Below are 20,954 nucleotides of genomic sequence, written 5' to 3' on the forward strand. Positions count from 1 at the left end.
CAGCCACGCGTCACGCGCCGGTTGCCTCTTCCCGGCCACCCCCTCGGTTGCGTGCTTAGCCCGCCTCGTTGGTCGGCTCCTCCCGGTGAAACATCCGGTAGAGGGCCGGCAGCACGAACAGGGACAGCAGCGTCGCCGAAACGATGCCGCCGATGACGACGGTGGCCAGCGGACGCTGCACCTCGGCGCCCGTACTCGTATTGAGCGCCATCGGCAGGAAGCCCAGCGAGGCGACCAGGCCGATCATCAGGATGGGGCGCAGCCGAGTCAGCGCGCCCTGGATGATGGCCTGATCGACGGGAAGTCCCTCGCGGACCAGATCGCGGATATAGGAGACCATCACCACGCCGGTCAGCACCGACACGCCGCAGAGGGTGATGAACCCCACTCCGGCCGTGATCGACAGCGGGATGCCGCGCAGCAGAAGCGCAAGCACGCCACCCGTCAGTGCCAGCGGCACGCCGGAAAACACGAGCAGCGCGTCTTTCAGTGAGCCGAACGTCAGGATCAGCAGCCCGAGGATGAGCAACAGCGCCAGCGGCACCAGCACGGTCAGGCGCTCGGACGCCGAAGCCAACTGCTCGAAGGTGCCGCCATACGAGACATAGTAGCCGGGCGGCAGCTGGAGCTTGTCGCTCACCTGCTTGCGCGCATCGTTGACGAAACCGGCCAGATCGCGGCCGCGCACATTGGCCATCACCACGATAAAGCGCTTGCCGTTCTCGCGGCTGACCTGGTTGGGTCCTTCGCTCGATCGTATATCTGCGACTTCCGCCAGCGGCACATAGCCGCCATTCGGCCGTGCCAGCGGCAGGCGCCTCAGCAAGTCCGGGTCGGTACGCATCTGCTCTGGCAAGCGCACTTCGAGCGGATAACGCGCATCGCCCTCATAGATAAGGCCGGTCTCCTTGCCGCCCAGCGCGGCGGCAACCACGTCCTGCACATTTGCGACGCTCAAGCCGTACCGCGCCAATGCGATACGCCGCGGCGCGATGGTGAGCAGCGGCAGGCCCGAGGCTTGCTCGGTCTTCACGTCCTGCGCGCCGGGGATGGCGGCCAGAATGCGCTGTCCCTGGGCGGCAAGCCGCACCAGCTCGTCGAGATCGTCGCCGAAGATTTTCAGCGCAACATCGCTGCGCACGCCGGAGATCAGCTCGTTGAACCGAAGCTGGATCGGCTGGCTGAAGCCATACACCGTGCCCGGCACCGTATGCGCCGCCGTCTCGATCTCGCGAACCAGCTGCGCCTTGGGCTTGCTCGGGTCCGGCCAATCCTTGCTGGGTTTGAGCATCACATAGGTGTCGGAACGGCCGGGCGGCATCAAATCGGTCGCCACTTCCGCCGTGCCGTTGCGGGCGAACACCGTCAGCACTTCCGGCAGCCTGCCCAGCGTCCGGTTGAGCTGGCGCTGCATGGCCACCGCCGTTTCGATGCCCGTGCTGACGGGGCGCACCGTCTCGATCGCCAGATCGCCTTCATCGAGGTTCGGAATGAACTCCGCGCCCATGCGCGCGGCAAGGACGCCGCAGAGCACGACAAGGATCACTGCCGCCGCGACGACCAGGCGGCGGACGCGCAGCACGCGGGTGAGCAGCGGCTCATAAAGGCGCTTGGCCCCGGCCACGAGCCAGTTGTCCTTCTCCTTGATTCTGCCGCTGAGCAGCAAGGCGCAGGCGGCCGGGACGAAGGTGATGGAGAAGATCAGCGCGCCGACCAGCGCGGCGACCACGGCAAAGGCCATCGGGTGAAACATCTTTCCCTCGACGCCCGACAGCGCGAAGATCGGCAGATTCACCAGCACGATGACCACGACACTGACCAGGCTGGGGCGGAACACCTCCCGCGTGGCATGGAATACCGTGTCGAAGCGCTCGCCCTTCGTCAGCAGCCGGTCATGTTCGTGCTGTGCTTGCGCCAGCCGGAACATGCAGTTCTCGACGATGATAAGTGCCCCATCGACGATCAGCCCGAAATCCAGCGCGCCGAGGCTCATCAGATTGCCGCTGACCCCGCCCTCCACCATCGCGGTGAACGTCGCGAACAACGAAAGCGGAATGACGGCGGCGGACAGCAAAGCGGCACGCAGGTTTCCCAGAAACAGGAACAGCACGACGATGACCAGCACCGCGCCTTCCAGCAGGTTCTTTTGCACCGTTTCGATGGTCTTGTTGACCAGCACCGTGCGGTCGTAGATCGGTGTCGCCGTCACGCCGGGCGGCAGTCGCTTGTTGATGTCGGCAAGCCGCGCGGCAACGCGCTCGCTCACCACGCGGCTATTCTCGCCGATGAGCATCATCGCCGTGCCGAGGACCGTTTCGTGATCGTCCTGCGTCGCGGCACCCGTGCGCAGCTCCCTGCCGATGCCGACCGTGGCCACGTCGCTTACCGTGATCGGCACGTTATCGCGCGTGGCGATGACCGCCCGGCGGATCGCCTCTTCGTCGGCAAGCTGGCCGGGCACGCGCACAAGATATTGCTCGCCATTGCGCTCGATATAGCCTGCGCCGACATTGAGGTTGTTGGCTTGCAGCGCCGCGATCAAATCCGACAGCGTAACCTTGAAGGCGAGCAGCCGCGCCGGGTCCGGTGCGACCTGATATTGCTTGGCGTAGCCGCCGATCGAGTTCACTTCGGAGACACCCGCCACCTGCCGCAATTGCGGCCGGATGATCCAGTCCTGGATGGCGCGCAGATCCGTCGGCGTGTACGCCGCGCCGTCCGGCTTGCGCGCGTCGGGCCGGGCATTGACGGTGTAGAGATAGATTTCGCCGAGGCCGGTCGAGACCGGACCGATCTCGGGCTCGACACCCGCAGGAAGCTGGCTGCGCACCTCCTGCAGCCGCTCATTGACGAGCTGGCGGGTGAAATAGACGTCGGTGCCGTCCTCGAAGACGATGGTGACTTGCGACAGCGCATAGGCCGAGGTCGAGCGCGTGTAGCTCAAATGCGGAATGCCGGCCATCGCCGTCTCGATAAGGAAGGTCACGCGCTGCTCGACTTCGGCCGGGGAATAGCCCGGCGCCGTCGTGTTGATCTGCACCTGCGTATTGGTGATGTCCGGCACCGCGTCGATGGCAAGCCGGCGGTATTCGTAGATGCCGAAGGCCACGAAGCCCAGCACCGCCGCCATGACCAGCCAGCGATAGGCGATGGCGCCCTTGATGATGCGGTCGATCACTATTCCTCCTCCGCTTCGCCTTTGAGGAGGTCGGCCTTGATGATGTAACTGTTGGCCGACGCGTAGCGCTCGCCGGCGCGCAGGCCTTGCGTCACCTCCACCGCATCGCCCGACCGTTTGCCGATCGTCACCGCGTGCGCCTCAAATCCTTGCGCGGTCCGCACGAATACCACCACTTTGCCATGGACGTTCTGAAGGGCGGCAGGATTGACGGCGACCGGGGCCAACACCTCGGAGAGCACGACGTCCGCCGTCGCGAATTCCCCGGCCACCCAGCGGCCATCGGCATTGTCGAGCACCGCGCGGGCCGCAACCGTCTGGCTGTCGGCGCTGCCGGCCGGCGCAACATAGGCAATCGTGCTGTGCGCCACCTGTCCGGCGTCCGAACCACTGACCCGCACCTTCAATCCCGGACGCACCCGGCCGAGGTCGTGTGCAAACACCGCAAACTCGGCCCACACCGTGCCGAGATCGGCGACCTTCATCAGCACCGTGTCGCTGCCGACCGACTCGCCGGGGTTTGCGTGACGTTCGAGGACGCTGCCCGCGATCGGCGACGGAATGCCGTAGGTCTGCAAACTCTCATTCGATTCCACGGTGACCAGCGTCTCGCCGCGCGCCACCGTTTCGCCGGGCCGCTTGGTGACCGACCGGACCACGCCGGGATAGCGCGCGCGCAGTTCTTGCTCGCGCTCGGCATTGGGCTTGATGGTGCCGTAAAGGGTGACCGTCTCGCCGATGGCGGCCGGGCCAGCCGTCTCGATAGTAATGCCGGAATCGCGCGCCATCCCGGCGCTCATCGCCACTTCGTTCGGCGGCGCCTGCACGGGCGCGGCTTGCTCGGCGGTGGCCGCATCCTCGCGCCAAGGACGCACTACCACCAGCAACACGATCAGTGCCGCGATAGCGGCGACCGTGAGCCAGACCCACGGTCTGTATGCGCGAAATATATTCATGGCGAACCTGTAATGTCGGAGGAACCAAGCGCCGTCAGGCGCTCCACTTCGATGCGTGCCGCATGCAGCCGCGTCAGGGCCGCGTTGAGCGCGCCGCGCGTCTCGAACAGCGCGCGCTGGGTGTCCAGCACGTCGAGATATTGAAAGCCGCCGACGCGGTAGCCGGCCAGAGCCAGCGTGAAGGCGCGCTGGGCTTGCGGCAGCGCGGCGTCTTTCAGGGATTTGATCTCGGCAAAGGCGCTCTTCCAGCGGCCCAAGGCATCCACGAGCTGTTGCGAGCGTTCCAGTTCGGCCTGCCGCCGCTCGCTCGAAATGCGCGTGACTTCCGCGCCTGCGCGCGCGATCTCGCCCTCGTTCTCGTTGAAGACCGGGATCGGGATGGAGACTCCTGCCACCAGCGCGGCATCGCGGCCTGCGAATTGGCGGACGCCGAGGCTGGCCCGAACGTCCGGCACCGCGCCGGCGCGCGCAAGCGCAAGATCGGCTTCGCGCGCGTCCCGCAACCGCGCAAACCGCACGAGGTCCGGCGCGTCCTTCAGCTTGGCCTCATAGTCGGCCAGCGCATCCGGTGCTTGCGCCACGAAGAACACATTGCCTGCCAGCGACTCCGTCACGATGGGCTCGCCCCAATAGCGGCCGAGTTTCTGCCGCGCCGTCACCAACGCCGATTCGGCGCGCTGGCGCGCAATGGTGGCATTGGTCAGCGCCATTTCGGCGCGGCTGCGCTGAAACAGCGGATCGCGCGCGGCGGCGACGCGGCGCGACACATCGGCAAAAACGCTGCGCGCCGTGCCTTCGAGGTCTTTGGCCAGCCGCACGCCCTCTTCGGCGGCGACGGCATCCATATAGGCCAGCGTGACATCGCGCACGAGGTCGAGTTGCGCGGCGCTGAGTTCGGTCTCGGCCGCACGGCGATTGGCGGCGGCTGCCTGCTGGCGCGCGTCTCGTTTGCCGCCGAGTTCGATAAGCTGCGCGACGCCGTAGGTGAACTCGGAACCCGACAGGCCGCGATAGGGGCCGGTGCCGATGATGTTCTCCGCCTCGACCGAGAGTTCGGGATTGGGCAGCAGATGGCTTTGCAATTCCGTGCCCGCCGCCGCCGCGACCCCCGCACGCGCCGCATCGAGGCGCGGCGACGCTGCGAGCGCGCGCTGCACCGCTTCGCGGACGGTCAAGGCCGGCGTGCCGGGAGCCTGCGGAGCCGCCGCGCTGGCCGACGCCATCGGCGAGACGCATAGCCATGCTCCAAGCGCTGCACGTTGAATGAACCAGGTCAAAGACCTGCATTGTGATTTGCGATTCATGGTGTGCCGTTGCTGCGCGTCAACGAGGGTTGAGCGCGCCGATGAATGACGAATGAGCGCGCGGAGGCGCGCCCGACGAACGTCATCGAAACGGCGGTTAGATCAGCAAAGCGGTGAGTTTGCGGTGCGCCAGCGCGGTATTGCGCGCGGTGGCCAGCAACAGCGGTGCGCCATCGGCGCGCTGGAAGAGCGCGGCGCAGATCGCCAGCACCAGCAACGTGACAACGGCGAGCGCCGCATCGATTTGGGATTTTCCGTCGCTTCCAGCGGCCCTGTCGGTCTCCAGTTCCAGGTGCACGGAGACGAAATCGATCAGCCGTTCAGCGCTGCGCATTGAGCGGACCACGCCGTGATTGTCGGTCTCATCGGCGCATTGCGTGACATGCGCCGCCAGCAGCAACACCAGCAGCATGCCGAGCAGGGCAAGCACCTGCACGGACAAACGGTCCGAGAGGCTGCGCATGGACAATGAAGCAGTGGATTGCATGACACCCGAACCTAAATCCTAAAGCCAACAGTGGGTCAAGGTGAAAGATAAATTGCCCAACTCCCGCCGTATTTCTAGAACGGATTTATGTCAGAGTCGCATCGCATGATCCGCCGCACAAAACAGGGGCGTGCGCGGGATTGCAGCATCGCTGAAATGGTGGCCGACCACCGTCATTCGCAGTGCCTCGAAAGCTGTATGCTGAGGATGTTAACCGCAGAGCGAGCGCAATGGCTGACCAGCACGACCATCACCATCACCACGACCACGGTCATCATCACGCGCCGCCAAAAGACTTCGGCACGATGTTCCTGCTCGGGACGCTGTTGAATGTCGGCATTGTCGTTTTGCAAGCCACTTACGGTATCATCGCTCACTCGACCGCCTTGCTGGCCGATGCGGGGCACAATCTCAGCGACGTATTGAGTCTGCTTATTGCCTGGGGCGCGGCTGGTCTTGCCCGCCGTGCGGCGACCACGCGCTATACCTATGGCTTGCGCGGTTCGTCCATCATCGCCGCGCTCTTCAATGCCGTGTTCTTGATGGTGGTGCTGGGCGGTATTGCCTGGGAGGCCATTCAACGCCTCTCCGATCCCGCTCCGGTGCAGGGCGGAATCGTCATGATCGTCGCCGCGGCGGGCATCGTCATCAATGGCATCTCCGCGTGGCTATTCGCATCCGGCAGCAAAGGCGACATCAACGTCCGTGGCGCATTCCTCCACATGTTATCCGATGCGGTGGTGTCGTTCGGCGTACTGGTCGCAGGCGGCCTCATCGTCCTTACCGGATGGCTATGGCTGGACCCTGCTGTGACGCTTGTCGTGGTCGTCGTCATCTTCTGGGGAACGTGGCGGCTGCTGCGCGATTCCGTGAGCATGGCGCTCGCTGGCGTGCCGAGCGGCATCGACCCTGAGAAAGTGCGCGCCTATCTCGGCACAGTGCCCGGCGTCACGCGCATTCACGACCTGCATATCTGGCCGATGAGTACCACCGAAACGGCATTGACCTGCCATCTGGTTATGCCAGGGAGACACCCTGGTGATACGTTCACCGTCGCTATCGCCAAGGAATTGCGCCACGCATTCGGCATCGAACATACAACGCTACAAATCGAAGTGAGCACGGATGCCGACTGCGGCGTCTGCGACAACGTCAGTTGAGACAGCAGGAAAGGGTCGCTGTTAGTTGAACTGGAATTCGCACCACTGCGAGCGCGCACGTAATCCACGCTCTCCGGCGTCATGCAGCCGATCGAGAAATGGCAGCTTCAACCGATGGAAGCGCGCGATTTGGGGGGGCTTGTCATTGCCGGCGCAACTATCGATCAGGATGATATAACTGTGGGTGATCTCACTGGCGTCGACCTCAATCCCCTGATTTCGCTCGATGCGCTCATCGAAGAAGCCAATGTACCCGTGCGGCGGGCCAGTCTGAACACCAACCAACCGGCACTTTCAGCGCAACTTGCGAGGCTTCGTCAGGTTCTTGGCGACCCGCTTCTCGCGCTCGACCGCGAAAGCCCCGCGAGGGGGCAAAACGCAAATATCGCAGGAATCCTTCGGCCGATATTGTTGCCGGTGACGGCCCGGATCGCCGGGACGCATGAGGCGATCGCAGCGGACCAGACTTGTCCTCAAACGCCGCTCCCGCAGTGGGTTCGAGGCTTGGCGGGGGGGAACCGTTCAATGGACAAGACCGCTTTGGCGCAGCCCATCGAGTACGAACTGAACCGCGAGAGCGGCCAGCAGGACGCCGGAAATACGCCCTACGACGTCCGAACCGGTCTGGCCCAGCCAGCGCTGGAGCACGTCCGCAAGAAGCATGGCGACGAAGGTTAGCGCCAGGCAGGCCGCGAGGAGGACCAGCACTGCAAGCTCGTCCGACCAGCGTTCCAGACGACTCATCAGGAGAACGACAGCAGAAAGGCTTCCGGGTCCGGCGATCATCGGAAAGGCCAGCGGTAGAACGGCAATGTCGCCCGGACGTTCGGCCTCGCGATGCTCTCCTTCGCTGATGGACGACAGGCCGGGGCTCGCGAAGGTCAGCGTCAGCGCGTGCAGAAAAAGCAGGATGCCGCCGGCGATCTGGAAAGCCGGGAGCGTGACATGCAGCAGGCCGAGCAGCAGATTGCCTCCAAGTGCGAACAGCAGCAGCATGACGCCGGCAATGCTGACCGAACGCGCGGCGAGGCTCGTGCGACGCGATCGGTGCACCCCGGTTGTCAGGCTGGCGAACACCGTCGCGGTCTCGATCGGGCCGATCGTGACGAACAGGGTCACAAAAGCCGACCAAAGGCTGAGCGAAAGACTCATCGCCACCGTCACGCCGATGCGCTGTGGCTGCCGCTGCCCCGCTGCCGCTCAAACGGCGCGCGAAGCGCGGCGTCCCGAAGGCCGTCGAGACGCTGCAGCGCATCCACGATGGCGTCGAACGATACCGGCACCGAGCCGCCTGGGGCGAGCCGCAGGTCCTGCAGGCACTTGACCGCACATGCATCCGACGCCCAGGACGAAAGGACGGCTCGCTTCTCCGAAAGCGAGAGCGTCGCGTCCGCCAGAACGTCTTTCGGGCGGGAGAAATACCGCGCTGGCGTCAACAGCCGGTCGAGGTCGTCGTCGCCGGTGTAAGGCCGGCAGGGCGGCCTGGTTTTTGTATCTTTGCATTCGTCGAACATCGAAGCCTCCCGGTTTCTCCCCCCCCTTTCCTTGGGAAGAGCGAAGTGGGCCGGCAACCGGCCCGCAACGCGCATTAAAGCGTTGAACCGTTCTTTGCTTCCGGCGCGGCGCTCCATTTGGCCTGGATCGGCCTTGCCGCGGCGCTGTCGCCGCAATCGCCGCTCGTCTGCGATACGACCTGCGGCTTGCCGCCGCTTTCGGGCGCACGGACCTGGATCGTGCGGACGCAGGAGCGCGCGCCGTTCGTGGTCATGATCCTGCTATAGCTGCTGGTGCCCGGCGGCAGAGCGCGCAGCACCGCGTCGTTCGGACCGCCGTTCGCGGCTTGCAGCGCCCGGACCTGCCGCAGCATCGCCTCCATCTGCCGGTCCATCGCCGCGTCCAGCGCATCGAAGGCCGCAAAGGACGGCGTCCAGTCGGCCGCGACCATCCCAAACGGCTGCGCGTCGAAGACGACCTTCGGCGCGATGTCGCCTGTATACTGAACATGCTCGACGCCGCCATCTGGCAACTGGATCGTGATGTCGTGGACGGCGGGACGGCTGGCGGCCAAAGCAACCGACCCTGCTAGCAGCAGCGCGCCCGCGCCGGCCACCACGACGGGAAGGATTGATTTCATGGCTGTCTCCCTGGCTTTGGGTTTCAGACGGCCGGAAATCTAGCGCGGGAAATCGGACCTTCAAGATCCAAGCGTCTGTTCCGCCGTGAAATTTTTGAAGGGTTCGCTGTCGACGGTGGCCGGACGAATTGAAAACAACGCGTCGGAGCGCCGAAGTTTTCATGTCAGGCGCAGAATTTTTCTGCGGCAAAGACCTTGAAGAGATCGGCCGGACTTCTAGATCGAATCCCGCCGGACGCCCGTCGTGGGGTCCGGACAGTTCTTATTCCAGGACGAAACTCGTATCCGTGTTGCTCGAAAGGAGGATGTGGCTATGAGAGACACGATCGACATCACCAATTTCGGCCGGTCGGCGATCGGCTTCGAGCGCATGCTCGACCTGCTGCGGAGCAATCCGGGTGATCCCGGCGAGAGCTATCCGCCCTACAATATCGAAAAGGCCGGCGAGGACCGCTACCGCATCGTGGTGGCCGTGGCCGGTTTCGCCGACAGCGAGCTGAGCGTCACGCAGGAACAGAACCGGCTGACCGTCACGGGACGGAAAGACGAGGCGCCGAAGCGCGGTACGTTCCTCCATCAGGGGATCGCCGGGCAGCCCTTCACGCGGCAGTTCGGTCTCGCCGACTACGTCCAGGTTCGCGAGGCCAAACTGGCCAACGGATTGCTGACCATCGAGCTCGAACGCCAGTTGCCCGAGGCGATGAAACCGCGGCGCATCGCAATCGGCGGCGAGACCAATGCTTCGGCTGCGAAGCGCGCGGCCTGACCAGCACCGGCAAGACGAAATCGGCGGGCGTCGCGGAGCGCGCCGCCCGCCCATCAATGAAGGAGAAGACCATGAATATGCGCAGTCTCATTCCCTGGGCACGCGAAACGGCGTTGCCCGCCAACCGTTCCACCGACGAGCCCAGCTCGTTCCTGTCGCTGCACCGGCAGGTGAACCGGCTGTTCGACGATTTCTTCCGCGACTTCGATGCGCCGCTTGCGCGCGGCTGGTCCGCGGGCTGGCCGAGCGTCGAGGTCAGCGAAGGCGACAAGGAGGTGACGGTCGTGGCCGAGCTTCCCGGGCTAGACGAGAAGGACATCGACATCACGTTGCGCGACGGCATTCTGACGCTCAGGGGCGAGAAGAAGCACGAGAGCAACGGCGCCGTTTACAGCGAGCGCTGGCACGGGCAGTTCGCCCGCTCGATCCAGCTGGGCGCGGAAGTCGATCCCGAGAAGGTCAAGGCCGCGTTCAACAAGGGCGTGCTGACGATCACGCTGTCGAAACGGCCTGAGGCGCAGAGCAGCGTCAAGCGCATCGCGATCAATCGCGAATGACGTCCGCGTCGGTGGCACGCCACATATTCGCGTGCCACCCGCACGCCCGTAATACGTCCGTTCCGAACGCCATCTTACCGATTAACATATTGTAATCGTTGGAATAACTGTCGGAGGAATTTTTTGGCAATCCACTCTTGAAAGTGCCAAGAGGCGCGCTAAATCGAAAATCGCCCGGCGCGGAGCCGGGCTCTGGACACCGTTGTTTTGCAATTGGAGGACTGCATGCAATTCCGTCCCTTGCACGACCGCGTGGTCGTGCGCCGCATCGAGGCCGATCGGAAGACCGCCGGCGGCATCTTCATCCCCGACACGGCGCAGGAAAAAACGGAGGAAGTCGAAGTCGTCTCCGTCGGTCCCGGCGCGCGCAACAACAGGCGCGAGTTGGTCGCGACCGACCCGATCCTGAACAAGCTTCCTCGCGACAGCACTATCGTGCCAGAGCGCCACTTCGCCTTTCCGCAAGAGGTGATCGACGATCCATCCCTCAGTATGGGAGAAAAGCGCTCCATTCTCTGCGAGTGGGCCTCCGACGCCTGCGCGGTCCCCTCGTTCCCGACCTTGCGAATGCTGCCGGGTACGACCTTTCCGGTGACGTTCTCGGCAGTCATGGACGCGCTGACGCAATTGGACCGCAAGTCCTACATCCAAGACGAAGCACTCGCATCTCGCGGGGCTTCGACGATCCTGACAATGCCCGGTAGAGACCGCGCCTCGCCCTTGCGGACCGCGACGGCGCATCATCTGCAAGCTTGACCAGCCTCAGGAGCAAGCGATGCGCGCATTGGTGGACAAGCTGATCACGGCAGTGGCGGCGCTTCTGTTCTTGACGGTGGCGGCCATTCAACCTGCAAAGGCGGAAGCGCTCGACTGCAAGGATCCGATCCTGAACGAGCCTGCGTTTCATCTGCGCACCGATCCACAGAACTCCACCGTCACGCTGGAGCCGACGCCGAGTTCGTTCATCGCACCGCAGGGAATCCACACCCTCCCCGCGCAGCGGGTGAGCGACTCGCTCAAATGGTCGATGCCGCGCGCTCTTGGGACGCTGGAATTTGTTCTCGACGGAAAGACCGGCGCCGTGACCGCCGACCGGCTCTCGACCGGTCGGCGCGAAAACTACGCGAGCTTTTCTTGCGAGAAAACGACGAACGCAAATCCGTAATAATAATTCTTAGACAAATCGCACACCGATGCTTCCGAGGACGCCATAATCCGCGTGAAAGACATCGCCCGGCCGTGCGAATACAGGTCGCGTGAAAGATCCGCACAGCAGTATTTGCCCGGGCTCAAGGTTGACATCGTGGGGGGCCAGTTTGTTGGCGAGCCACGCGATACCGGTCGCAGGGTGGTTCAGTACGCCAGCTGCCAGACCTGTTTCCTCGATGACGCCGTTTCGGCTCAATAGGCATCCGATCCAGCGCAGGTCGAATGCATCGGGTTTAACCGGACGTCCGCCCAGCACTACGCCGCCACAAGCCGCGTTATCGGAGATTGTATCGAGTGCCTTGAGGTTCGAGCCCGTATCGGGATCGACAGGCTGAACGCGCAAATCGATGATTTCGAGAGCCGGCGTTACGTACTCCGTGGCGGCCAGCACGTCGAAGATCGTGACGCCCGGACCCTTGAGCGGCTTTCCAAGCATGAAGGCCAGTTCGACCTCGATGAGGGGAGAAATGAAGCGGCTCGCCGGAATATCCGAAGACTCCGGATAAAGCATGTCGTCAAGCAATGACCCGTAATCGGGCTCATCGATCTGTGCGTTTATCTGCATCGCCCGCGATGTAAGCCCGATTTTGTAACCGATTGTGCGCCGTCCTTCCTTACCCTTGAGTTCAAGCCAAGCGGTTTGGATCGCGTAGCCATCGTCCATGCACATTTCCGAATGACTTTTGGAGATCTGCGGAATGCGCTTCTTGGTTTTCTCGGCCTCGTGCAAGGAGGCCGCGATGCTGGAGATTTCTTCGGGCGTAAAGGGCATAGGAGTGACCTCGCTGTGGGCGTTCAGACGGAAGCAAGCTGCTTGCGTGCTTCGGTTACGACGACGCGACCGGCCAGCAGAAAGTTGAGGTCGCCGACGAGGGTGATGAAACGGAACCCCATTTGCGCCGTGCGTCTGGCGAAGGCGGGCGATGCGGTGTGGATGCCTGCGGTGAGGCCGTGGTGCCGGCATGCCGCGACGATCCGCTCATACGCCGCGATCATCGCGGGCTCGGCCTTGTCGAAACCCTGCGATCCGCCCAGAGCCAGCGACAGATCGGACGGTCCGACATACAATCCGTCGAGGCCCTCGACGGCCGCTATTTCCTCGACGCGGTCGAGCGCCTCGCGCGTCTCGATCATCGCGAATTTGAGAATCTCTTTGTCAGCATGTCCGCCGTAGTCGAAGCCGGCGTAGATCATTGCCCGCGTCGCACCCGAACTGCGACATCCAAGCGGTGGATAGCGGCATGCGGAAACAAAGCGCGCGGCTTCTTCGGGAGAGCTCACGAGGGGACAGATGACGCCCATTGCGCCCGCATCGAGCGCCTGGCCGATCAGCACCGGATCATTGCCCGCGAGGCGGACCATGGGCGTGAGGTCGAAGCGGCAGACCGCCTGGAGCATCGCCACCATCTCGGGATACCCGATGATGCCGTGCTGCGCATCGATGGTCAGTGCGTCCCAGCCGAGCGATCCCATGATCTCGGCGACGAATGCGCCGGGCACCACGGACCAGCCGTTCAAGACCGTTTTTCCTTCGGAAAGCAACGTTCGGACGCGAATAGCCTTCATGGTGACCTTCCGAGGATTTGGACTGCACTCAGGAATTTTCCGAGTGAAGATTCGGGCTTTCTGCCCGTTATCTGGGCTACTCTGTGCAACGTCCGGGTCTCCGGTTCAAGAAAAAAGTGACTACACTCATTTTTTGTTTGACTTGAGTATGCAGCCGGCTTAATTCGAGGGCAGGGAAGAAAAACAACAGGAACGGGCCGTGGCGCACACTGCCGTCAGTCGTCGTGAGCAGAACAAGCTCGAAAAGCGAGCCCGCATCATCGCGGCGGCCCGCGCGCTGTTCGCTCACAAAGGCTTCGACGCGACGACCACCCAGGAGGTCGCGTATGCCGCCAATGTCGCCGTCGGCACCGTCTTCATCTACGCCAAGACCAAAGAAGACCTTCTCATTCAGGTCTTCCACGAGGAAATGGTCGAGATGGTGGAGCGCGCCTATCAGGCTGCGCGTCTGAAAAAGACGCTGATCGATCAGTTCACGACCTTTTTCCAAACGCTCGTCGCGTATCACGAGCGTGACCGGTCCCTTGCTCAGGCTCTCATGCGCCAGCTTGGCTACGTGCAGAACGACGAGCAGCGCGCCGCCGTTACCGATCTGATGAACGGACTGTTGCGGCGTCTCGCGATGCTCATCGACGGTGCAAAAGTACGCGGCGAAGTCGCGGAATCCACGGCTCTCATGGCCGGAGCACAAGCCGTCTTCGCCATCTATTACCACGCGCTCGGAATGCTTCTGAATGGCTATATCGACCGCGAGCGGTTTGATCGGGACCTGCCAAGGCAGTTGTTGGTGCTGATGGCAGGGCTCCGATGACGTAGACGCAAGCGGGGCCTGAAGCTCCGTGAACACCAACTATAGAAACGCACAGCTGGGCGACCATGGTCGCCGGGAAGGAAGAGACATGTCCGCGCGGACCGGAAAACAGTTTCTCGAAGGCCTGAAGCCGCCCCGAAGCATTTGGGTCGGGACCGAGAAGGTGGCAGATGTCACCAGCCATCCCGCGTTCGCGGGCGGCGCGCGGGAGCTTGCCGCGATCTTCGATCTTCAGCACCAGGAGGCGGATCGCTGCCTTGTGCCGGACCCCGAGACCGGCGAGCCGATCAACGCCAGCCATATCGTGCCGCGCTCGCGCGACGATCTGTTCAAACGCCACGTGGCGCTGGAAGTCACGGCCGAGCGCAGCGTCGGCCTGATGGGTCGCACGCCCGACTATATGAACGTCACCTTTGCAGGCTTCGCCGCGCGTCCGGACGAGTGGTCCGCCGGCGGCAACGAGCAGGGTGCGGAAAACCTCGTTGCCTATCAGAAGGCGATGCGGCGGAACGACTGGTCCCTCACGCATACCATCATCCATCCGACGACAGACAAGGCCCAGGGCGACGTCCCCCGAGCGGGCAACGACGTGGCTCTGCACAAGGTCGGCGAGACGGAGCACGGTATCGTCGTGCGGGGCTCCCGCATCCTCGCAACGCTGGCGCCGTTCGCGGACGAGATGGCGGTGTATCCCGGCCATCCGTTGCCCGAGGGCGCGGACGCCTATGCGCTGGCCTTCTCCATTCCGATGACGACGCCGGGGCTCAAGCTCATCTGCCGCGACAGCTATTCTGCGCCGACGAACGCCTACGACCATCCGCTCTCGGGCCGGTTCGACGAGCAGGATGCGTTCGTCATCTTCGACGACGTTGAAGTCCCAAAGGATCGCCTCTTCATCAACGCAACCCTCGCCGCCTACAACCAGGTCATGCGCACGTCGTGGTCGCCCAATATCATGCAGCAGACCATGATCCGGGCGCAGACGAAGCTCGAATTCGCCTGGGGACTCGCGAACCGCATGCTGCAAAGCATCAACGGCAAGCAACCGGCGAATGCCGAAATGCTCGGCGAAATCTGGACATTCTGCGAGTTCGCCCGCGCCGCGATCTACGCCTCCGAGATGCAGGCGCAGGAATCGCCCGCGGGCACCTGGTTCCCAGACGTTCGTCCGCTGCACGCCTTGCGGTCGACACTTCCGTTCTGGTTTCCGAGGGTGAACGAAATCATTCGGCTGCTGGGCTCGCACAACATGTTCGCCGCTCCGACTCAGACCCAAATGCAGGATCCTGAGTTGAAGCCGCTGCTCGACAAGTATCTGCGGGGCGCGAAGGACGTGACCGCCGAGGATCGCGTGCGCGTGTTCCGGCTCGCGTGGGATTTCGTCGGCAGTGCGCTCGCAAGCCGCAACGAGCAGTACGAGCGGTTCTATCTCGCCTCCGGCGCGCGCAACCGCCAGATGGCGGAGATGTTTGGCGATTCCACACGCGCAAACCGGCTCGTCGATCAATTTCTTACCAAGTCCGACGCACCTGCAAGTAAAGGAGGCGAGTCATGTCAGAAGGCCGCGTAAACGTCGCTGGTGTTGAGATCTCGCCGGACCACTACATCAATGGAAAGCGCGTGAAATCAAAGGACCGGTTTCTGGATCGTTCCCCAATCGACGGCTCGGCACTCGCCGAGATTGCGGCGGGCGGAGAGGCGGAAGCCGAGATCGCGGTTGCAGCAGCACGCCGGGCGTTTCCGGCCTGGGCGGCGCTGGGGCCGGAAGGCCGCGCGCCGATCCTGCGCCGCTTCGCCGCCGGCATCCAGGCACGCGTCGCCCAGCTTGCGGCGGTGGAGACGCTCGACAACGGCTCGCTTCTTGCCGGCAACCAGCACCGTGTCGTGCCGCGGGCGGCGCTCAATCTCTCCTATTTTGCGGAACACGCTTTGACGCTGCCTGGGCACACCATCGACTCGCCGGAAGTCGTGAACCACGTCCATTACGATCCGGCTGGTGTCGCCGTGCTGGTGACGCCTTGGAACGCGCCGCTGATGCTGACCACCTGGAAGGTCGGCCCGGCGCTCGCGGCCGGCAACACCATCGTGATCAAGCCACCGGAATGGGCACCGCTCACCTGTTCGCTGCTCGCCGACATCGCGGATGAGGCGGGTCTTCCAGCGGGCGTCCTCAATGTCGTGCAAGGCATTGGCGAAGACGCTGGTGCCGCCCTCGCGCAGCGCCTCGATGTCGACCGCATCAGCTTCACCGGCTCGACCGCAACCGCGCAGCTCATCGGCAAGGCCGCCGCGCACAGCATCACGCCCGTCAGCATGGAGCTGGGCGGCAAGTCGCCCTTCATCGTCTGCGCGGATGCCGATCTCATGGCTGCTGCCCAGACAGTGGCCGGCCAGTACGTCAATGCCGGCCAAGTCTGCCTCGCCGGCACGCGGGTGCTCGTGGAGGAACCGATCGCCGATGTGTTCCTCGGCCATCTGCGGGAGGCCGTCGCCCATATGACGGTGGGCGATCCGCGCGAAGCGACGACGCGCGTGGGTCCGCTGATCCATCCCGAGCATTTCGAGCGCGTACAGGGCTTTGTCGCCCGCGCCCGCAAGGAAGGCGTGGAACTGCTGTGGGGCGGTGAGCGTCACGATCAAGGCGAGCTCTACTTCCAGCCCACGCTCATCGCCGGGGCACGCCGTGACCAGGAAATCTTCCAATCGGAGGTGTTTGGTCCGGTGCTGACCTGGAATACGTTCAGGAGCGACGACGAAGTCATTGAGATCGCCAACGCCACGAAATACGGCCTTGCGGCTACGTTGTTCACCGGCAACGAAGCGCGCGCGATACGCATCGCGTCAGGCGTGGTCGCCGGCACGGTCTGGGTGAATTGTTTTTTCGTCCGTGAGCTTGCCGCGCCGTTTGGTGGCGCGCGCCATTCCGGCATCGGCCGCGAGGGCGGGACGTGGAGCTTCGACTTCTATTGCGACATCAAGAACGTCGCGGTCCGCAAAGGCTCATTCGCGCAGGCGGGAGGCTGACATGGTGCAAGTCACGGAGCTTGGATACCTCACGCTCGGCGTAAAGAATCTCGGTCGCTGGAAGTCCTTCGCGGGCGAAGTCCTGGGCGTCGAAGTCGCCGATGGTGGCAGGCCGGATCGCTGCTACCTCCGCATGGACTATTGGCATCACCGGATCGTCCTTGAAGAAAACGGGGCGGACGACCTGATGTCGCTCGGCCTCCGTGTCGCCGGACAGGATGAGTTCCGCGAGATCGCGAAACGGCTGGAAGCGGCAGGGGCAAGCGTCCGCGTCGGATCGTTCGAGGAGGCATATGAGCGCCATGTGCTCGAAGTAATGATGCTCCAGGACCCCAGCGGCTACGAGATCGAGATTTTCCACGGGCCGCATGTTTTGGCGGACAAGCCCTTCCATCCCGGCCGCCGCATGCACGGGCGATTCAAGACCGGCAGCGGCGGCTTGGGGCACGCGATGATCCGCGAAACGGTCGGGCAGGAAAAGACCTATGCCTTCTATAAGCTGCTCGGCATGCGTGGCGGCGTCGAATACCGCGTGCCGGTGCCGGGCCTGCATCGTCCCGCCGACCTGGTGTTCCTGCATTGCAACGACCGAGACCACACGCTGGCGTTCAGCGGTCCCGGCAAGAAGCGCATCAACCATCTGATGTTCGAGGTCGAGAATTTCGACGATGTCGGTCTCGCCTACGAGACCGTCAAGAAGGCGGGGATCTCCGTCGGCATCCAGCCGGGCCGTCACGCGAACGACCAGATGTACTCGTTCTACTTCATGAACCCGTCGGGCTTCATGTCCGAGATCGGCTGGGGCGCGCGCTCGTCGACGCACCAGTCCGAATACTATCAACGTGACATCTCCGGGCACGACACGGTCGCCGGTGTCGTCGCGCCGAACATGGAGCCGGTGTGACGGGGACGCCCTAAGCGACACGCGGCAGAATCAACAAGCAAGGAACATCAAAAATGTCCGTCCTGACCGGTCCGCGCGAAGAGCTGCGCCGCATTCTGTTTGAAGGCACGCCGCATTGGGTCAAGCCCGAGGGTGACTTGCTGCGCCTGGCCGACGGGCGCACCGTGGGGGACGCCGAGGCGATCTATTTGCCGCCCTGCGATCCCAGCAAGATCATCTGCATTCACCTGAACTATGAATCGCGCCGGGTCGAATTCCGCGCTCCGCCGCTGACAACGCCGACCTACTTTCAGAAGCCCCTAACGACCCTGAATTCGCACCGTGGCAAGCTCAACCGTCCGGCCAACTGCCAGTATCTCAACTACGAAGGCGAGATCGCGGCCATCGTCGGCAAGCCGATGCGCAACGTGGCGCCCGCCGAGGTATGGGACCATCTCGCGGGCTTCGCCGCCGCCAACGATGTCGGCGCGCAGGACTTCCGGGACACCGATGCCGGTTCGATGCTGCGCGTCAAAGGCCAGGACGGCTTCTGCCCGATCGGTCCGGGCATTGTGAGAGGCGTCGATATTCGGGAATCGCGCGTTCGTACCTATATCAACGGTAAGGTCGTGCAGGACGGTCCGGTTTCGGAGATGACCTTCGATATCCCCTACATTATGGCCGACCTGTCCCGGCATATCACCTTTCTGCCCGGCGATGTGGTTCTGACGGGCACGCCGGCTAACTCGCGCCCGATGCAGCCGGGCGATGTGGTGGAGATCGAGGTTACGGGCATCGGCCGCCTCAGCAACACAGTGCAGGAGGTGCCCGCGCCCACACACGACGTCGGCCATCAGCCGACCGATAGCGAGCAGGTCCGCCGGGTCGCACTTGGGCGGTTTCCGCCCCGCACATGAGCGGTTCACCCAGTGAAACGAGGACGCATATGACTTCGGCTGAGTGGCGGATCGACACCAACCTACTGGACCCGGACCTCTTCCCGAACGTGAAGGGGCCACTGCACGGTCTTTTCCACGCGTGGTGACTAGAACCCGTTGTGAATTTGGACAGCCCACCCGATACCGAGAACAAATGTTCTGGTGGCACGCAGGTGTAACGCGCCGGTGGGAAAATCCGGCCTTTTTCTGCCTTCTTCTGCATACGCTGGCATACCTAAGCCATTGAAATTGCTCGATGGCCCCTCCGTTGACATGGGGAAGGTCACAGGTTCAATCCCTGTATTGCCCACCATTTTCAAGCACTTAGTTCAACTTACAGAACCCACAACGACCAGTTTCGGCTGGCTCGGCAGAACGATATTGCGCTTCGTCGTTCTTGCGTTGATGTCCGCCATGACCTCGTCAATGGCGAGCCGTGCCGCACGCAGATAGCTCGGATCGTATTTGGCGTAGATCTCCGTCGTCCGCAGTCCAGCGGCCTTGTGTCCCAACATGCTTTGGACCTCCCACGGTGGAACGCCGCTCAGCCCGGTGGTTTCCTGTCTGCATTCACCAAGGCTGCAACCTCGGAGCTTACAGGCAAGTGGGATAGCCGGCGGCGGTCAGTTTGCCGGCAGAGGGCTGATTTTCTGGACTTGGCGCACGCACGTTAGAACGGCCGCCATGAGAGATCCTCGGTCAATACATAGATCGTGATCGCACCCAGACACAGCAAAAGGCCGACCCAGAACAGCGGTGAATGGTGGATGCGCCGCCAGTCGCGTCGATGCGCAGGCTTTGGCGAGTCCCCGTGATGGCCATGCGCATTCATGCGCCGACCCTCTCATTTTGGATCGCGTATCGCGGTCTCACCATCATCCTCAGGCACCCCCAATGTCGGATTTCAACTGACCGAACTATTCCCGGGTTATTTCTCCGCGGGCATACCGCTCGTTGAGGATATCACGCGCTTCCTTGCGAGGTTGCCCGTCGTATTTCCGATGCGCGCGATAGGTGTAGCCCCAATTTCCAATACTTGAGAACATCGAAAAAATGAAACCGAGCCAAATAAACCAGCCCCAACCGAAGAACCAATCGTTCAAACCGCCGTGATTCATTTGATTTTCCTCAACGTCGAAATCCTCTTCGAGATACCGATTGCGGCGCTTGCCGCCGCCTAGGACGCTTCCCGCAATCGCAGATCGCCATAGTGTTCGTGGAAATTCTTTTCATAGAGCGGGTCGATCGTCATCGACGGGTCGTATGCCGGGCTGTCCTTGACCTTCTGGCGACCCGCGCCGAGGTTCACCCGCCTCTCGGCCCATTCGATCTTTCGTACCGACATCGGCGAGATGAGCACCTTCCTGCCTGGCCACCAGTTCTTCGTATCGACGACGAGGTAATGGATGCTCCAGTCGTCGTCCTCGACGAGGAAGTCCGCGACATGCCCGATCTCGCCGTCGCTGGCGAGAATGTGATAGCCGGTGACCTCATTGGCGCTGCGCAGGGCAGGATCGTCCCGGTTTCGCTGGGCATCGTCGATTGCCTTTTCCCTCTGCATCAATTCCGGCGACGGCGGCGCCGCGCCGGGCAGATAGCCACCTCCATAGCCAACCATTCCCATATAGGAGCCCGCGCCCCAATAAGGCGACCAGCCGTAGTAGTCGTAGATGCTGGCTTCCGACTGCCGCGACACTGGTCTATCAGACTCGATGTCGGGGCACTCTTTGACCTGCTGCTTTGTCAACCTGACCGAGAACTGGCGCCCCATATGATTGACGTCCGCCAAGGCGCGGGGCGGAAGCAAGACTCGACGGCCGGGAAGCCAATTTCCGGTATCGACCACCAGCCAGCGAACCAGCCAGGTGGCGTCGTCGAACAGGAAGTCGCTGACGGTGCCGATAAGGCCATCGCTGGCATGAATGGCATACCCGTCGATTTCCGATTCATGCCTTAGCATTTGGTGATCCTCAGTTCGATA

General features: G+C 63.1%; 23 protein-coding genes. 10 read left to right on the plus strand and 13 right to left on the minus strand.

Translation table 11 applies throughout. The features are described from left to right. Positions 1 to 55: 55 nt before the first annotated feature. The 4 genes from WDM91_20010 to WDM91_20025 all read right to left on the minus strand — a co-directional run bounded on the left by WDM91_20010 (position 56) and on the right by WDM91_20025 (position 5,925). Positions 56 to 3,178, minus strand: a complete 3,123-nt coding sequence (locus WDM91_20010) for a CusA/CzcA family heavy metal efflux RND transporter (GenBank protein ID MEI9996889.1) — start codon at positions 3,176 to 3,178, stop codon at positions 56 to 58. Continuing rightward, complete coding sequence (locus tag WDM91_20015; GenBank protein ID MEI9996890.1) at positions 3,178 to 4,134, minus strand: efflux RND transporter periplasmic adaptor subunit; 957 nt, start codon at positions 4,132 to 4,134, stop codon at positions 3,178 to 3,180. Before WDM91_20015 ends, WDM91_20010 begins: the two co-directional genes overlap by 1 nt. Continuing rightward, positions 4,131 to 5,357 carry a TolC family protein gene (locus WDM91_20020; GenBank protein ID MEI9996891.1) on the minus strand — a complete coding sequence of 409 codons (1,227 nt, stop codon included), beginning with the start codon at positions 5,355 to 5,357 and terminating at the stop codon, positions 4,131 to 4,133. The genes WDM91_20015 and WDM91_20020 overlap by 4 nt, the downstream gene beginning before the upstream one ends. Before the next feature lie 178 nt (positions 5,358 to 5,535). Beyond that, entirely contained in the window at positions 5,536 to 5,925 is a 390-nt protein-coding gene (locus WDM91_20025; GenBank protein ID MEI9996892.1) for a hypothetical protein, read from the minus strand. Between the two features lie 230 nt (positions 5,926 to 6,155). On the opposite strand from WDM91_20025, the gene WDM91_20030 reads away from it, so the two are divergent. Then, a complete protein-coding gene (locus WDM91_20030) occupies positions 6,156 to 7,085 on the plus strand; it encodes a cation diffusion facilitator family transporter (GenBank protein MEI9996893.1) in 930 nt (309 codons plus the stop codon). Between the two features lie 21 nt (positions 7,086 to 7,106). On the opposite strand, the gene WDM91_20035 is transcribed toward WDM91_20030, so the two are convergent. From WDM91_20035 to WDM91_20050, 4 genes are all read right to left on the minus strand, one after another. Continuing rightward, positions 7,107 to 7,370 carry a hypothetical protein gene (locus tag WDM91_20035; protein ID MEI9996894.1) on the minus strand — a complete coding sequence of 88 codons (264 nt, stop codon included), beginning with the start codon at positions 7,368 to 7,370 and terminating at the stop codon, positions 7,107 to 7,109. Positions 7,371 to 7,607: 237 nt separating this feature from the next. Further along, positions 7,608 to 8,237 (minus strand): MarC family protein, encoded by a 630-nt coding sequence (locus WDM91_20040; GenBank protein MEI9996895.1) that lies wholly within the window; start codon positions 8,235 to 8,237, stop codon positions 7,608 to 7,610. Positions 8,238 to 8,245: 8 nt separating this feature from the next. Further along, positions 8,246 to 8,599, minus strand: coding sequence for a hypothetical protein (locus tag WDM91_20045; protein ID MEI9996896.1), 354 nt, complete (start codon positions 8,597 to 8,599; stop codon positions 8,246 to 8,248). Positions 8,600 to 8,673: 74 nt separating this feature from the next. Further along, the gene (locus tag WDM91_20050) at positions 8,674 to 9,219 is read right to left on the minus strand and encodes a hypothetical protein (GenBank protein MEI9996897.1); all 546 of its coding nucleotides are present in this window, start codon (positions 9,217 to 9,219) and stop codon (positions 8,674 to 8,676) included. 313 nt (positions 9,220 to 9,532) lie between these two features. Here WDM91_20050 and WDM91_20055 point away from each other — a divergent pair, with 313 nt between their 5' ends. From WDM91_20055 to WDM91_20070, 4 genes are all read left to right on the plus strand, one after another. Further along, a complete protein-coding gene (locus WDM91_20055; GenBank protein MEI9996898.1) occupies positions 9,533 to 9,985 on the plus strand; it encodes an Hsp20 family protein in 453 nt (150 codons plus the stop codon). Between the two features lie 71 nt (positions 9,986 to 10,056). Continuing rightward, on the plus strand, positions 10,057 to 10,542 hold the full coding sequence (locus tag WDM91_20060; protein MEI9996899.1) for an Hsp20/alpha crystallin family protein: 486 nt from the start codon (positions 10,057 to 10,059) through the stop codon (positions 10,540 to 10,542). A 240-nt stretch (positions 10,543 to 10,782) separates the two neighbouring features. After that, positions 10,783 to 11,298 carry a co-chaperone GroES gene (locus tag WDM91_20065; GenBank protein MEI9996900.1) on the plus strand — a complete coding sequence of 172 codons (516 nt, stop codon included), beginning with the start codon at positions 10,783 to 10,785 and terminating at the stop codon, positions 11,296 to 11,298. A gap of 31 nt (positions 11,299 to 11,329) precedes the next feature. Continuing rightward, positions 11,330 to 11,707, plus strand: a complete 378-nt coding sequence (locus WDM91_20070) for a hypothetical protein (GenBank protein ID MEI9996901.1) — start codon at positions 11,330 to 11,332, stop codon at positions 11,705 to 11,707. A 9-nt stretch (positions 11,708 to 11,716) separates the two neighbouring features. Here the strand turns inward: WDM91_20070 and hpaH are convergent, their stop codons facing one another. Both hpaH and WDM91_20080 read right to left on the minus strand, forming a co-directional pair. Further along, a complete protein-coding gene (gene hpaH / locus WDM91_20075) occupies positions 11,717 to 12,523 on the minus strand; it encodes a 2-oxo-hepta-3-ene-1,7-dioic acid hydratase (GenBank protein ID MEI9996902.1) in 807 nt (268 codons plus the stop codon). A gap of 23 nt (positions 12,524 to 12,546) precedes the next feature. Further along, on the minus strand, positions 12,547 to 13,293 hold the full coding sequence (locus WDM91_20080; GenBank protein ID MEI9996903.1) for an aldolase/citrate lyase family protein: 747 nt from the start codon (positions 13,291 to 13,293) through the stop codon (positions 12,547 to 12,549). Between the two features lie 223 nt (positions 13,294 to 13,516). Here WDM91_20080 and WDM91_20085 point away from each other — a divergent pair, with 223 nt between their 5' ends. The 5 genes from WDM91_20085 to WDM91_20105 all read left to right on the plus strand — a co-directional run bounded on the left by WDM91_20085 (position 13,517) and on the right by WDM91_20105 (position 18,952). Further along, positions 13,517 to 14,128, plus strand: a complete 612-nt coding sequence (locus WDM91_20085) for a TetR/AcrR family transcriptional regulator (protein ID MEI9996904.1) — start codon at positions 13,517 to 13,519, stop codon at positions 14,126 to 14,128. Positions 14,129 to 14,216: 88 nt separating this feature from the next. Further along, positions 14,217 to 15,698 carry a 4-hydroxyphenylacetate 3-hydroxylase N-terminal domain-containing protein gene (locus WDM91_20090; protein MEI9996905.1) on the plus strand — a complete coding sequence of 494 codons (1,482 nt, stop codon included), beginning with the start codon at positions 14,217 to 14,219 and terminating at the stop codon, positions 15,696 to 15,698. A 50-nt stretch (positions 15,699 to 15,748) separates the two neighbouring features. Then, the gene (locus WDM91_20095; protein MEI9996906.1) at positions 15,749 to 17,152 is read left to right on the plus strand and encodes an aldehyde dehydrogenase; all 1,404 of its coding nucleotides are present in this window, start codon (positions 15,749 to 15,751) and stop codon (positions 17,150 to 17,152) included. Position 17,153: 1 nt separating this feature from the next. Beyond that, complete coding sequence (locus tag WDM91_20100; GenBank protein MEI9996907.1) at positions 17,154 to 18,056, plus strand: VOC family protein; 903 nt, start codon at positions 17,154 to 17,156, stop codon at positions 18,054 to 18,056. 53 nt (positions 18,057 to 18,109) lie between these two features. Then, positions 18,110 to 18,952, plus strand: coding sequence for a fumarylacetoacetate hydrolase family protein (locus WDM91_20105; GenBank protein ID MEI9996908.1), 843 nt, complete (start codon positions 18,110 to 18,112; stop codon positions 18,950 to 18,952). Between the two features lie 350 nt (positions 18,953 to 19,302). Here the strand turns inward: WDM91_20105 and WDM91_20110 are convergent, their stop codons facing one another. From WDM91_20110 to WDM91_20120, 3 genes are all read right to left on the minus strand, one after another. Beyond that, positions 19,303 to 19,488 (minus strand): hypothetical protein, encoded by a 186-nt coding sequence (locus WDM91_20110; GenBank protein MEI9996909.1) that lies wholly within the window; start codon positions 19,486 to 19,488, stop codon positions 19,303 to 19,305. A gap of 402 nt (positions 19,489 to 19,890) precedes the next feature. Next, positions 19,891 to 20,091, minus strand: a complete 201-nt coding sequence (locus WDM91_20115) for a hypothetical protein (protein MEI9996910.1) — start codon at positions 20,089 to 20,091, stop codon at positions 19,891 to 19,893. 59 nt (positions 20,092 to 20,150) lie between these two features. Beyond that, on the minus strand, positions 20,151 to 20,933 hold the full coding sequence (locus tag WDM91_20120) for a PRC-barrel domain-containing protein (protein ID MEI9996911.1): 783 nt from the start codon (positions 20,931 to 20,933) through the stop codon (positions 20,151 to 20,153). Positions 20,934 to 20,954 lie beyond the last annotated feature (21 nt).

It is taken from the genome of Rhizomicrobium sp. (assembly GCA_037200385.1).
In the GTDB taxonomy this organism is placed as follows: Bacteria; Pseudomonadota; Alphaproteobacteria; order Micropepsales; family Micropepsaceae; genus Rhizomicrobium.